Annotated in this window: 14 protein-coding genes; 12 read left to right on the forward strand and 2 right to left on the reverse strand. The window is 57.3% G+C overall.

All coding sequences use genetic code 11. The annotated features are described in order from the left end of the window. Together ACIQ47_RS11590 and ACIQ47_RS11595 are read left to right on the forward strand one after the other, a co-directional pair. A partial coding sequence (locus ACIQ47_RS11590; protein WP_396438278.1) for an FCD domain-containing protein occupies positions 1 to 176 on the forward strand: 176 nt, incomplete at its 5' end. 25 nt (positions 177 to 201) lie between these two features. Further along, positions 202 to 453, forward strand: a complete 252-nt coding sequence (locus ACIQ47_RS11595) for a hypothetical protein (protein WP_396438265.1) — start codon at positions 202 to 204, stop codon at positions 451 to 453. A 203-nt stretch (positions 454 to 656) separates the two neighbouring features. Here ACIQ47_RS11595 and dusA read toward each other — a convergent pair whose 3' ends face one another. Next, a complete protein-coding gene (gene dusA / locus ACIQ47_RS11600) occupies positions 657 to 1,649 on the reverse strand; it encodes a tRNA dihydrouridine(20/20a) synthase DusA (protein ID WP_396438266.1) in 993 nt (330 codons plus the stop codon). A 381-nt stretch (positions 1,650 to 2,030) separates the two neighbouring features. Here dusA and ACIQ47_RS11605 point away from each other — a divergent pair, with 381 nt between their 5' ends. The 10 genes from ACIQ47_RS11605 to ACIQ47_RS11650 all read left to right on the forward strand — a co-directional run bounded on the left by ACIQ47_RS11605 (position 2,031) and on the right by ACIQ47_RS11650 (position 11,905). Then, positions 2,031 to 4,061, forward strand: a complete 2,031-nt coding sequence (locus tag ACIQ47_RS11605; protein WP_396438267.1) for a chemotaxis protein CheA — start codon at positions 2,031 to 2,033, stop codon at positions 4,059 to 4,061. A 34-nt stretch (positions 4,062 to 4,095) separates the two neighbouring features. After that, positions 4,096 to 4,605 (forward strand): chemotaxis protein CheW, encoded by a 510-nt coding sequence (locus ACIQ47_RS11610; protein WP_396438268.1) that lies wholly within the window; start codon positions 4,096 to 4,098, stop codon positions 4,603 to 4,605. 35 nt (positions 4,606 to 4,640) lie between these two features. Continuing rightward, entirely contained in the window at positions 4,641 to 6,293 is a 1,653-nt protein-coding gene (locus ACIQ47_RS11615) for a methyl-accepting chemotaxis protein (RefSeq protein WP_396438269.1), read from the forward strand. 10 nt (positions 6,294 to 6,303) lie between these two features. Beyond that, positions 6,304 to 7,167 carry a CheR family methyltransferase gene (locus ACIQ47_RS11620; protein ID WP_396438270.1) on the forward strand — a complete coding sequence of 288 codons (864 nt, stop codon included), beginning with the start codon at positions 6,304 to 6,306 and terminating at the stop codon, positions 7,165 to 7,167. Positions 7,168 to 7,170: 3 nt separating this feature from the next. Beyond that, positions 7,171 to 8,253 carry a chemotaxis response regulator protein-glutamate methylesterase gene (locus tag ACIQ47_RS11625; protein WP_396438271.1) on the forward strand — a complete coding sequence of 361 codons (1,083 nt, stop codon included), beginning with the start codon at positions 7,171 to 7,173 and terminating at the stop codon, positions 8,251 to 8,253. A gap of 13 nt (positions 8,254 to 8,266) precedes the next feature. Beyond that, positions 8,267 to 9,421: an adenylate/guanylate cyclase domain-containing protein gene (locus ACIQ47_RS11630; protein ID WP_396438272.1), complete on the forward strand. Its 1,155-nt coding sequence runs from the start codon at positions 8,267 to 8,269 to the stop codon at positions 9,419 to 9,421. Positions 9,422 to 9,433: 12 nt separating this feature from the next. Continuing rightward, a complete protein-coding gene (locus tag ACIQ47_RS11635; protein ID WP_396438273.1) occupies positions 9,434 to 10,261 on the forward strand; it encodes a hypothetical protein in 828 nt (275 codons plus the stop codon). A 4-nt stretch (positions 10,262 to 10,265) separates the two neighbouring features. Beyond that, positions 10,266 to 10,754, forward strand: coding sequence for a cyclic nucleotide-binding domain-containing protein (locus ACIQ47_RS11640; protein ID WP_396438274.1), 489 nt, complete (start codon positions 10,266 to 10,268; stop codon positions 10,752 to 10,754). After that, complete coding sequence (locus ACIQ47_RS11645; RefSeq protein ID WP_396438275.1) at positions 10,751 to 11,098, forward strand: cyclic nucleotide-binding domain-containing protein; 348 nt, start codon at positions 10,751 to 10,753, stop codon at positions 11,096 to 11,098. Before ACIQ47_RS11640 ends, ACIQ47_RS11645 begins: the two co-directional genes overlap by 4 nt. A 153-nt stretch (positions 11,099 to 11,251) precedes the next feature. Continuing rightward, positions 11,252 to 11,905 (forward strand): response regulator, encoded by a 654-nt coding sequence (locus ACIQ47_RS11650; protein ID WP_396438276.1) that lies wholly within the window; start codon positions 11,252 to 11,254, stop codon positions 11,903 to 11,905. 126 nt (positions 11,906 to 12,031) lie between these two features. Here the strand turns inward: ACIQ47_RS11650 and ACIQ47_RS11655 are convergent, their stop codons facing one another. Further along, a complete protein-coding gene (locus ACIQ47_RS11655; RefSeq protein ID WP_396438277.1) occupies positions 12,032 to 12,397 on the reverse strand; it encodes a hypothetical protein in 366 nt (121 codons plus the stop codon). Positions 12,398 to 12,821: the final 424 nt, after the last annotated feature.

Here is a 12,821-nt window from a genome sequence, read left to right on the forward strand (position 1 = left end):
ACCTGCGCAAGGTGATGAAGCTCAACCGCCACAGCTCCTTGTTCAAGGAAGGCCGGATTGAGCAATCCCTGGCCGAGCACCGGGCCATCGTGCAGGCCCTGACCCAGCGCCAGCCCGAACTTGCGGCCAAGCGCATGTCCGCGCACTTCACGAACGGCCTGCAGGCCGCGCAGTAAGCGGTCTCTAGACTCAGGCGCGCTTTTGGGCGGGACCACCCGACAAAGCGCCTCGGGCTTTCAGGACAAAGCCCAACTGGGCAACTCGGCCCTGATCAAAGGCAAGACACTGCCAACTTCCAACGAGGTGGCCGCCTTGGGTTACCGCGCCATGCAGCGCGGCCAACGGGTCTATATACCGGGCTTCATGAACTGGGCCATGGCGCAAAGCATGCGCTTGACGCCGCGCGATCTGGCCACCAAAGTGGTCAAAATTTTGACCCGCCCCCTCGCTTGAGAACGCCCCCCTGAGCGCACGCCTGCATCGGGAACCTGCGCCGCTCAAGGCCCAAGAAACTCCCCGCATACAAACCGTCATGAACCGCTTTTCAATGGACAAGACGGTCGAAATGCTGCTGCGTATCCTCGGGCTGGGCATGCTTGTCTTTTGGCAACGCGACGTCAAGCATGGGGCATGGCCTTGCGACCCGAGTCGCACGCTCAGTCGGCCACCACCGCGCCCCGCGCCAACGCCGCCCGGGCCAGCTGCCAGACTTCACGCGGGGGCAAGGACTTGAGTTTGTGGTCGCTCCACACTTGCCGCCACAAACGCCCACCGCGCTGGCCGTGGTACAGGCCCAGCATGTGCCGCGCGATCGCATACCAGGGGCAGCCGTCTTCGGCAAAGGCGCGTTCCATGTAGGTCACCATGGCCTCTTCCACCGCTTCGCGGCTGGGCACTTCATGCGTGTCGCCAAAAAAAGTGGCGTCCCAAGTGCCCAAGAGCCAAGGGTTGTAATACGCCTCACGCCCGACCATCACGCCGTCGGCGTGCTGCAGATGCTGCGCGATCTCTTCGTTGGTCTTGATGCCGCCGTTCACCGCGATCAACAGCCCCGGAAAGTCATTTTTGAGCTGATACGCCAGCTCGTAACGCAGCGGCGGTATTTCGCGGTTTTCTTTCGGCGACAAGCCATCCAGCCAAGCATTGCGGGCATGCACGATGAACACCTTGCAACCGGCTTCGCTCACCGTGCCCACAAAGTCGCGCACAAAGTCGTAGCTCTCAATGCGGTCAATGCCAATGCGGTGCTTCACCGTCACCGGCACGTCCACCACGTCGAGCATGGCTTTGACGCCGTCGGCCACGGTGCGCGGCTCGTTCATCAGGCAAGCGCCAAACGCGCCGCGCTGCACACGGTCTGAGGGGCAGCCGCAGTTGAGGTTGATCTCGTCGTAGCCCCAGTCTTGGCCCAGTTTGGCCGCGTGGGCCAAATCAGCCGCATCGCTGCCGCCCAGTTGCAGGGCCACGGGATGTTCTTCGGCATTCAAGCGCAGGTGCCGCTGCACGCTGCCGTGGCGCAAGGCGCCGGTGGTCACCATCTCGGTGTAAAGCAAGGTGTGGCGGGTCAGCAGGCGGTGGAAAAACCGGCAGTGGCGGTCTGTCCAGTCCATCATCGGCGCGACGCTCAGCCGCCAAGGTGTTGTTTTCATTGAATTTTCTCATCACTCAAGCACAGACGAAACATTCGTCACCGTCGCATTTCCCCCCGATTTTCCACGATCACCCCCTCTTGGATCCCGCCAGGACGCCATGGAGCCACCTTTGGGCAGACATCCCAGATGTGCTGGACTCACGGTCACGACCCGGTAAGGGCTCAAGGTGACCGACCCACCTCCATCGCAGAACGCAAAAAAAGCCGTCAGCCCAGCGGCAAATAGCGGATATCTCTTCCCATTAATTTGTAATTTTCATCATTTTTAAAGTGATTTTTTAAGATTATTGAGTAAATCATGATTAAACCTCAAAAAGAATCATTGCTGCAAGAAATAGCCACAGAAATGGCATTTCTGACCCCTGGGCAATCGCAGCACTTGAAACCATTGACAGACCTGCTATCCCTTTTGGCGCAAGACGGTGCAGCCCAAGCCCTGCCCCAAGCGCGCAGCGACTTGGACTGGTCGCTGAACCTGTGCCGGCAAGCGCTCTCACAGCACAGCGGTTTGAGTCCTTCCGAAATCAACGACTTACAAAGCAAATTTGAGCGACTGAGCAACGCCTTGTACATGGGCCCATCTGAGGCATCACCGACACCAGAGACCGTGGTCATGCTGTCCACACCGCTGTCTGAGGAGGCCAGTTTCACACTGGGAGCGAATGACGACTTGGATTTCCTCAACGAGTTTTGCAACGAGGGGCGTGATCTCCTTCAACAGATCGAGCAAGGTGTGTTGGCGCTTGAAGAAAATCCCCAGCGCAAAGACACCTTGAACCAAGTCTTCAGGGCGTTTCACACCTTCAAAGGCGGCGCAGGCTTTATGGGCATAGCCCCCATCCAGCGCCTGGCGCACGAGCTGGAGTCGTTGCTGGACGCTGCGCGACAAGACAAATTGCGCATCAACCGCGAAGTCATCGACATCATTTTGGCCGGTAGCGACGCGCTGCAGCATTACGTCAATGCCATTGATCGGCAGATCAAAGGTGAAGGCCGTGGCCAAGCCATTGTGGTGCCCACGGCCGCCTTGTTGGTCCGAGCACAAGCTTGCCTCAATGGCGATCCGCAAGCACCACAAACGCCGCAAGTCCCACAGGTGCCGCCCGTCAGCACCGCCCATGCACCCGAACCTGTCCCCTCCCCCAGCGCACCGCCCCCATCCGGGCATGAGGCCAAGGACACAGGACAGACGGCCCCCTTGCCCGACAAAAGCAGTCGGCGTCCCGATCCCCTGGCCGCTTTCGTCAAGCTCGACACCTGCAAACTCGATGCGCTGGTGGAACTGATGGGTGAACTGGTGATCGCGCAATCCATGGTGGTGAAGCACCCATCGGTGCAAGCGCCCAAAGACAGGGAACTCGAACGCCATTTGCGCCAGCTCACACGCATCACCACCGACTTGCAGCACAACGCCATGTCGCTGCGCATGGTGCCGCTGCGCTCTGTCATGCAAAAAATGGGGCGATTGGTGCGCGACCTGTCCACCGCTCAAAACAAAAGCATCCAACTGCACCTGAGCGGCGAAGACACCGAATTGGACCGCAAAATCGTCGAAGAACTGGCTGACCCCCTGCTCCACATGATGCTCAATGCCGTCGACCACGGCATCGAAACGCCAGCCCAACGCATGGCCGCTGGCAAAACGGCCCAAGGCAACATCCATCTGCAAGCATCACACCAAGGCGGCGGTATCCTGATCTGCATCCGAGACGATGGCAAAGGTCTGGACGCCGTCAAAATCCTTCACACGGCACATCAACGCGGCCTCATCCCGTTGGGCAGCGAACCCAGTGAAAAAGACGTCTACAACCTGATTTTTTTACCTGGGTTTTCTACCGCCGACAAGGTGACCAAAATTTCGGGACGCGGCGTGGGCATGGACGTCGTGCGTGGCAGCATCAACAAGCTGCGGGGACGGGTGGACATCGATTCGGTGCCAGGCCAAGGCACCACGTTCAACATCTTTTTGCCGCTCACCCTGGCCATCATCGACGCCATGTTGGTGGGGGTCGGTACCGAACGTTTCCTTGTGCCCACACTGACCATTCGCGAATCGCTGCGGCCACAACCGGACATGGTCTTCACCGTGCAAGGCAGCGAAGAAGTCATCCGCGTGCGCGGCAAGCTGATCCCCTTGATCCGCCTGTCCGACAAACTGGGCGTGCCATGCCAGGCCCACAACCCCTGCGACGGCATTGTCGTCGTGGTCGATTTGGGCGACCGGCAAAGTGCGCTCTTGGTGGACCGTCTGATCGGCAAACACGAAGTCGTCATCAAGTCACTGGGCAACACCTTCAGGCACCAACAAGGCATGTCCGGTGCCGCCATCCTCGGTGATGGCCGTGTGTCGCTGATCATCGATCCAGTCGCCATGGGCCAACTGCCCTCCATGGTCGCCCCAGCGGTTTGACCAGCATCGCAACCCCAAAAGACCACCGCAAAACATGATCCAACTGACCTCCCCCCATGTGCCCGATCCGGGCAAATACCTCACCTTTGCCTTGCACAACGAGTACTACAGCGTGCCCGTGCTCAAAGTTCGAGAAATCATGCGCCTGTGTCCCATCACGCCCGTGCCCCGCATGCCCGCCTTCATCCAAGGCGTGATCAATTTGCGCGGAAAAATAGTGCCCGTGATCGATCTGAGAAAACGGCTTGGCTTACCCAAAGCGGTCAACACAGAACGGGCCTGCGTGGTCGTTGTGCAATTTGACACTTCAGAAGGCCAAGCACAGCTGATGGGCATGGTGGTGGACAGCGTCGAAGAAGTCTCGCATTTTCACCCTCTGGACCTGGAGTTGCCACCCGATTTTGGCAGCGACATCGACAACCGATTCATCACCGGCATGGCCAAAAGCAAAGACACGGTGAAAACCCTGCTGGATTTGAATCGTTTGCTCAATTTTGTGGGTCCGTGGGTTCTGCCAACCCTCACCCCTTGCCCATCCGTTTGAACCACTCATCACCGCACATCTCCGGGAGCCAGCACATGTTGAACCTCAAAAAATTACTCACAGGCATTGCCATCTTGTTTTTGGCCAGTTTGGTGGGCATTCCAGCGGTCAGCTTCTTTTTCACCGCACCCATCAAGATCGGCGGGGACCTTTACCAAAACATTGCCCATGAAAACGAAATTTTGGCCTCGATCATGCCGCCGGACGTTTATTTGATCGAAGCCGAATACATGGTGGTGCAAACCATGGTGCAAGTCTACAAAAACCCGGGCTCGACCACCTTCGCCAACGACAAAGACGTCAAACGACTGATCGCAGAGACACCACGGATTGAGCAGGAGTACAAGCTCGCCTATGACCGCTACATCAGCAGCCCACAGACTGCACCTGATCTGCTCAAAGACCTGGAGACAACAGACAAGCACGTACAGCGCTACTTGAAATTGATCAATACCCAATTTTTGCCTGCTCTGACCGGGGGTGATACGGCCAAGATCGTGGCCACATTCGAATTGATGACCGAATCCTTTGTCGCCCATCGCGAAGCCAATATGGCCATGTTGGCCAAAATCCGCGCAAACATTGAGAAAAACTTGGAAAAAGCCGAATCCGTCAAGAACCAAGTCATCTGGAGCGTGACCCTGTTTTCTGCGGGCTTGCTGGTGCTGATTCTGATCATTTTTTTCATGGCCTACAAAGTCTCCCTCAAGCCCTTGATGCGGATGGCCCGAGACATCTATGAGGGCACGGAACAAAGCCGCATGGCCTCCAGCCAACTCACCGAGGCCAGCCAAAAACTGGCCCAAGGTGCCAGTGAGCAGGCCGCTGCCATCGAAGAAACCAGCGCCTCTTTGGAAGAGGTGTCCAGCATGATTCACTCCACCGCCCAAAACGCCGAGCAAGCCAAACAACTGGCCACGCAAACCCGTGAAAGCGCGCAAGAAGGGGTGCGCAGCATGGCGGCCATGACCACCGCCATGGCCGACATCGAACGCTCCAGCAGCGATGTCGCCAAAATCGTCAAAAGCATTGACGAAATCGCCTTCCAAACCAACATCCTGGCCCTCAACGCCGCCGTGGAAGCGGCTCGCGCAGGCGAAGCAGGTGCGGGCTTTGCCGTCGTCGCCGACGAGGTGCGCTCCCTGGCCCAGCGCAGTGCCATGGCCGCCCACGAATCGGCCGAAAAAATCGAAGCCTCCATCCGCAGCAGCCGCTTGGGCGCCGTATCGCTCGAACGGGTCCACGAATCCTTGGGGCAAATCGAAGTCAAGATCGGCAAAACCGATGCGCTGGTCGCCGAAATCAGCTTGGCCGCCCGCGAACAAGCCCAAGGCATTGAACACGTCAGCGTCGCCATCGAACAAATGAGCAAAGTTGCGCAAGATACCGCCGACAGTGCCAGTCAGATCGCCCATGCTGCAGAACAAACACTCAGCCAAGCCATGAGCGTGGAAGACCTGGTCGAGCAAGGCATCCAAGTGGTGGGTTTCAGCATCCGTCGACAAGACCGCGTGCCCTCAACGCGCCCAACTCCCAAAATCACGCCCCTGAAACAACGCAGCGAGCGCATCAACGCCAGTGCGGCAACACACCACCGCGCCCACGCTCAAAATCACCTGGCCTACGGCGACAAACCACAACTGCATGCACCCGAGCCAACGTCTGAGCAGCACTTCAAAGACTTCTGAACCCGCTCACATGGCCGCTATCACTCAATGGGGCTTGGATCGACTCCCCCCGATGTCCGACCAGACCTACCAAGACCTGTGTCGCCTGATCCACCAACACAGCCGAATCCACCTGACCCCCAACAAGCGCGTCTTGTTGTCCAGTCGGCTGGGCAAACGGCTGCGCGAATTGGGTCTGAGCTCTTGGGACGACTACCTGCACTGGCTCCAGAAACACCGTGAGTCAGAACTGGACACCCTGATCGACCTGATCGCCACCAATCACACCCATTTTTTTAGGGAAATCGTGCACTTTGAGACAGTCTCTTCGCAATTGCTGAACGAGCTCTTGCGCCACAGCCCCACGGCGGGACAAGTTCTGCGCTGCTGGTCGGCTGCCAGCTCCAGCGGGGAAGAAGCCTTCAGCCTGGCCATCGTTTTGAGTGAATATGCTGCGCAACATCCGAGCGGACTGCGTTGGCAAATTGACGCAACCGACATCTCCAACCGCGCCATCCAAAAAGCCAGGCAAGCGGTGTACCCGATAGACAGACTGGGCCTGCCCGAGCCCTCGTTGATGCACAAATACTTTCAAAAAGGCAGCGGCCCCTTCTCGCAAAGCTGCAAAGTCAAAGATGAGCTGCGAAGAAAAGTGAACTTTCACAGAATGAATTTATTTGACAAAAACTACCGAATTCCCCAGCCACAGCATCTGGTGTTTTGTCGCAATGCGTTGATCTATTTCGATCTCGAATCGCAAGCCGAGTTGATTCAACGCTTGCACGATGTGCTCGAACCCGGGGGCTACCTGATCGTCGGCCACTCCGACAGTTTGCTGCGCACGCCCCACCCCTTCCAAGGAATTGGCAACAGCATTTACCAGCGAAAGCGATAAACCATGTGGACGGGCACAACACCACGCATCAAGGTCCTGGTGATCGACGACTCGGCCTTGGTCCGAAAAAACATCACAGAAACACTGGCCCTGGACCCCGAGATCGAAGTGGTCGGCATGGCCAACGACCCCTTGATCGCCATGGACAAAGTCGAACGACTGCAGCCCGATGTGATCACACTGGACATGGAAATGCCCCGCATGGACGGCCTGACCTACTTGCGCCAAATGCACGCAAAACGCTCGCCAGTGGCGGTGGTGGTCATCAGCTCGCTCACCCCACAAGGCTCCAGCGTCGCGCTCGCGGCCATGGACGCCGGAGCCAGTGAAGTTCTGGCCAAACCCGACGGCAACACCTCAATTGGCGCATTGGCCGCCAAACTGTCATTCCATGTCAAAGCAGCTTATGCCGCCAAACAACGCACTCGCCATCACCCCAAAGCCCCATTCACACCAGCGGTCAGACCGGCCCAAGTCAGCCACCCCGCCAGCCATGCCAAACCTGGTGACCGCCGATTGATCGTGATCGGTGCCTCCACCGGTGGCGTCGAAGCGCTCAGAAGCCTTCTGCCCGCACTGCCCCAAGGATTGCCGCCCATTTTGGTGGTGCAGCACATCCCGGCATTTTTCTCCAAGGCCGTGGCTGAGCGTCTGAACACACTGACCCCTTATGAAGTGCGCGAAGCCGTCAATGACGAAGCCATCTTGCCCGGCGAATGCCTCATTGCACCCGGCAACCACCACCTCATGGTGGTGGCCGACGCGCACGGCTACCGCACCCGTCTCACCCAAAGCCCGCCAGTGCACCACTGCCGCCCAGCTGTCGATCTTTTGTTCAGATCGGCTGCACAAACCGCAGGCGCGCACACCCTGGCGATCTTGCTCACCGGCATGGGCAGCGATGGCGCCCTGGGCATGCACGCCATCCACCAAGTGGGGGGGATCAACTTGACCGAACATGAAGACAGTTGCGTCGTCTACGGCATGCCCCGTGCTGCCGTCAATCTGGGCGTGGTTGACAAGTTGGTCATGCTCGAACAAATGCCCAAGGCCTTGCTGGAAGCCTTGGCCGAACTCCCCACATGAGCCGCATCAACCCATGAACAACACGACAAACGCCTTGGACCACCTGGCACAGGCAGCACAAACACACACCGCCAAAACGCAAACCATGCTCCAAGGCGCCCGGCTTTTGGTGGTCGACGACAGCAAACTGATGCGCATGGGCATCACCCGATCGCTGCGCCAATTGGGCATCGAGCACATCGAACTCGCATCCAATGGCCGCGAAGCCCTGCAGCTGCTCAGTCAAGAAGCATTTGACCTGATGCTGCTCGACATCGAGATGCCCGAAATGACCGGCTTGGAAGTGCTGGCAGACATGCAAAAAAAGCCCGAACTGCGCGGCTTTCCGGTGATTGTGATCTCAGGGGGACAAGACATCGAAGACGTCGTCCGCTGCATCGAAATGGGGGCAGAAGACTACCTGCCCAAACCCTTCAGTCCCGTGCTGCTCAAAGCCCGACTGACCACCTCCATTGAGAGAAAACGCTTGCGCGATCTGGAAACCATGCAACGCCAACAGCTGCAAATTCAGCACAAACAACTGGCGCATGAACAAAACAAAACGGAAAACCTGCTGCTCAACATCCTGCCCACATCGGTCACACAGCGGTTAAAAGGCGGTGAAAAGCGCATCGCCGATGCGCACCAGGATGTCACGGTGCTGTTTGCCGACCTGGTCGGTTTCACCGAACTGTCCAAAGGCATGTCGGCTGCAAAACTGGTCGACATGCTCGATGAAATATTTTCTTCTTTTGACGCCATTGTGGGCGAAGCGGGTGTGGAAAAAATCAAAACCATTGGCGACAGCTACATGCTGGTGGGGGGTGCGCCCGAGCCCCGAGAGGACCATGCCCAGGCTGTTGTGAATGTGGCATTTGCCATGCTGTCAGCCATCCAAAGCATCAACGATCAGCACGGCACGCAGCTGCAAATTCGGGTGGGGGTCAACAGCGGCCCGGTCGTGGCTGGCGTTATCGGCATGCACAAATTCACCTACGACCTGTGGGGCAACACCGTCAACGTTGCCAGTCGCATGGAATCAACCGGTGCCGTAGGCAAGATTCACATCTCACCGGCAACGGCTGAAAGACTCGACAACAAATTTGTCCTGCAAGAGCGCGGAGCCATCACCATCAAAGGCATAGGCCCTCTGGAGACTTTCTTTGTTCAGGGCCAACGCGTCCCCTAACCCCTGCCGCCCGTGAACCAACTGCCCCTGACCCCCAACAACTGGTCTGAAGGCCTGCACCAAGCTTGTCGTCATCTGCGCATGAATTGGCCGGCCCACTGGGAGGGCCTGCCCCGCATTTTGACGCTCTGCCAACAATCGTTGAGGCTTGAGCAGACAACCGATGACGACACCATCGTGCTGAACCAATTTGCCCAATGGGTCGCCCACGACATCGAGCAGCAATTTGCAGGCAACACGCGCCCCACCGAGCCGGCCTATCACAACCGCCTGCACACGGCCGATGTATTGATCGTCTTGACCACCATGCTGCACATCCTGCATGCCACCCATGCAGCACACGAAGACAACACCTGGTCTAGCGCCTTGTTGGCCGCCGCCGTAGCGCATGACTACAAACACCCGGGTGGCGTGAACCAATTTGCATTTCAAATAGAGCGTGCCTCCTGGCAAGGGGTGCAGCACATTGCACAAACACTGCCTTCAATCTGGCGACAACGCATCGAGAGCTGGATCCTTGGCACCGACGCACAGAGCGTTCACTTGAACCACCAACGCATTGCAGACCAAGTCTTTGCGTGGGAGGCCCCATGGGCACAAGTCCTGCTCAATGAAGCCGATATTTATGTCAGCGCAACGTCTGAATTTGGTCCGGGCTTGAGTGATGCGCTGGCGCGTGAGTGGCAATGTGCTGAATTTGCGGGCCACACCCGGGTGGCCACAAACGCTGGCCGCGCCGATTTTTTGCACAACGCGCATTTTTCGAGCCCAACCGCCAAAGCCCTGGGCATACAAGTGCAAGTCGAACAACAACTGACCTCATTGAAACAACAGGATTAACCCCATGGAAAAATCCCATTACGACTTTGCGATCGACCTGAAAAAGATCGGGCTCATCGGCTCCTTGCACCCTGATGGGTTGGAAGCATTACAGGCCTACAACGAACATGGCATGAGCAGTGAAGAGCGGCTCTACCACCAACTGATCAAAGATCTGGCGCTGGACACGGCCGCTTACAAACCAGAGACAGTGCTGTTCGAAATTGGACAAGCCGTGACGCAAGGCTACATCATTCGTCAAGGCGACATCGAACTGCGAACCGACGGACTGATTTACCGAGTCGGCCCAGGCGCGGTACTCGGACTGGCATCGGGTTTGGCCAACCTGCCGCACAACATGAGCGCAAAAGCCTTGACCGTTGTGACCGCCAGCATCATTCCGCACAAAGTCTTCAACACCCTCAACTCATGTCATATTGGCCTCAGAGGCATCAATCGAAGCACCATCATGCGCACACTCAACCTCAGCAGCGTTCCTGAAAAACTGAAATGAGCGCCTTCAGTGAAATTTCATTTGCCACAGGCGAACACCTTTTTGAGGCTGGCCAACCCGCCGACAAACTCTACATCATCAAAGAAGGCAGCGTCGAACTGATCGACAGCCGAAGTGGAGAGGTGTTTGTCACCTTGAAAGCGGGCCAGCCCTTTGGTGAGCAGGCCCTGCTCAGAGCGGGCGTGCGCAGCGCAACGGCTCGGGCCAAAGAACCGACCGTCTGCATGGAACTGACCGCAACAGGCTTGCAACAAATCTTGCAAAAAGAAAGCGCACTCAGTCGAATTGTGTTCAGGGCATTGCTGCTGCAACTGTTGATGACCAATCGTTTACGCCACAAGTGACGCCACCTGAGGGTTTTTTCAGCGCAGGCACGCGCGTGGGGTGACCTGCGCAACACATGCTGGCACCAAGGCGTTCACCTAACAAAGGAAATGGCTTCCTGCATCTCAGTGGTCAATCAAAACAAATTGCAGACCGGACACTACTGTTATTCAATGAAATTTCACAGCACCGAAATCGGTTCACCAGAAGACTGCTGCGGCACCTCTTATGCAGCCAAACTTCTTGGTTTATCCGTAGGTACAGTTCAAAAACTTGTTGAAAAAAATGACTTGAAAGGATGGAAGACTCAAGGCGGTCATCGTCGAATTTCGATGAAATCCATTCGAAGTTATTTAAAGATATACAACATTTCGCAAGAAGAACCGACCCATTCTCGATGGCGCGTTTTGATCGTTGAAGATGACACCATTTGTCGTGAGATGCTGCGCGGCCATTGCCAAAGAGCCAATCCACCCATAGATTGCACATCCATGTCCACAGGCTTGGAAGCCTTGATGGACATGTCCAATTTACAACCCGATTTACTCATCACTGATCTGGATATGCCTGGCACTGATGGGTTTGAGTTATTGCGCATGCTTCGTAAAAATCCCCAATTTGACAACATGATCATCATGGTCTTGTCGGCAATGAGCCACGACGAAATTCAGACTTGGGGCCAATTACCTGCAGATTGCATCGTGATGAAAAAACCCATGAACGTCATGTGGTTCGATGGTTTTTTTGCTGGCCTTAAATGCAGTAAAAAATCAGAAAATCAACAATTCATCACTCAACTTGCAAGTCCAGGGTCCAGGCCGGCCTGAGTGCTTGGCGTCCACTGTCTTGACCACCCGTGTTGAGGTGGACGTCGGTTTGCAACAAAGGCACGATCACGCTGCCCCAAACCGCATGCACAATGCCTGCACTGACACAGGGCCATGAAACCCGCCTCACAGCACCGCCGATACGCGGTAAACGGCGCTGCCCAATTCGTCGAGCACATGGCCCAGGGTGAGGCTGACCACCGCGTTGCCTGAAGGCGTGGGCGCAGCCGTCCAGATGTTGGTGCCTGTGCCTGTCCAGCCGCCCGGCGCGTTGTTTTCGCCAGCAGCGGTGGTGGTTGACGTGCTGTTGCTCATGGCCTCCACCGCACCCACCGTATTGACGCTACCGAAGCCACCAAAATTGGCCGCATACAGCGCCAGTGTTTCGGCCAGGCTGGCCATGCGGCTGGTGTTGGAGCCCTGTGCGGTGTGGTCACCTGCCCAGGTTCTGGCTGCAGACCAGGTCTGGTCTGAAGCAGAGCTTTGACCCATCTGGAATTCCCACACCTGCGCAGACAGCGCAACTGGCGTGACTCGCACAACAACCAAACGTCTGGCTGAGGTATTGGGTGTTTGAAGTCAACAGTGACCCCATTACCCGTAACCCGTAACCCGTAACCCGTAACCCGTAACCGATTACCCTTGCCCCACGGCACCTCTAAAGGCGCGCATGATGGCAGGATGGGGTTGCTGATGAAAGCGAGCACGCCGCCGTGGCCCAAGGGCCAGGCAGGCCCCGCCCCACCCGCCCCACCCGCCCCACCCGCCTCACAGCACCGCCGCCGATATGCGGTAAACGGCGCTGCCCAATTCGTCGAGCACATGGCCCAGGGTGAGGCTGACCACCGCGTTGCCTGAAGGCGTGGGCGCAGCCGTCCAGATGTTGGTGCCTGTCCAGCCGCCCGGCGCGTTGTTT

The organism is Limnohabitans sp., from assembly GCF_044373035.1.
Lineage (GTDB): Bacteria > Pseudomonadota > Gammaproteobacteria > Burkholderiales > Burkholderiaceae_C > Limnohabitans_A.

Bases quoted from the DNA above. Each gene is read 5' to 3' on its own strand.
- ACIQ47_RS11655 (WP_396438277.1), bottom strand. From the start codon at position 12,397: ATGGGTCAAAGCTCTGCTTCAGACCAGACCTGGTCTGCAGCCAGAACC.
- ACIQ47_RS11620 (WP_396438270.1), top strand. From the start codon at position 6,304: ATGGCCGCTATCACTCAATGGGGCTTGGATCGACTCCCCCCGATGTCC.
- ACIQ47_RS11645 (WP_396438275.1), top strand. From the start codon at position 10,751: ATGAGCGCCTTCAGTGAAATTTCATTTGCCACAGGCGAACACCTTTTT.
- ACIQ47_RS11630 (WP_396438272.1), top strand. From the start codon at position 8,267: ATGAACAACACGACAAACGCCTTGGACCACCTGGCACAGGCAGCACAA.
- ACIQ47_RS11615 (WP_396438269.1), top strand. From the start codon at position 4,641: ATGTTGAACCTCAAAAAATTACTCACAGGCATTGCCATCTTGTTTTTG.
- ACIQ47_RS11610 (WP_396438268.1), top strand. From the start codon at position 4,096: ATGATCCAACTGACCTCCCCCCATGTGCCCGATCCGGGCAAATACCTC.
- dusA (WP_396438266.1), bottom strand. From the start codon at position 1,649: ATGAAAACAACACCTTGGCGGCTGAGCGTCGCGCCGATGATGGACTGG.
- ACIQ47_RS11625 (WP_396438271.1), top strand. From the start codon at position 7,171: ATGTGGACGGGCACAACACCACGCATCAAGGTCCTGGTGATCGACGAC.
- ACIQ47_RS11650 (WP_396438276.1), top strand. From the start codon at position 11,252: ATGAAATTTCACAGCACCGAAATCGGTTCACCAGAAGACTGCTGCGGC.
- ACIQ47_RS11640 (WP_396438274.1), top strand. From the start codon at position 10,266: ATGGAAAAATCCCATTACGACTTTGCGATCGACCTGAAAAAGATCGGG.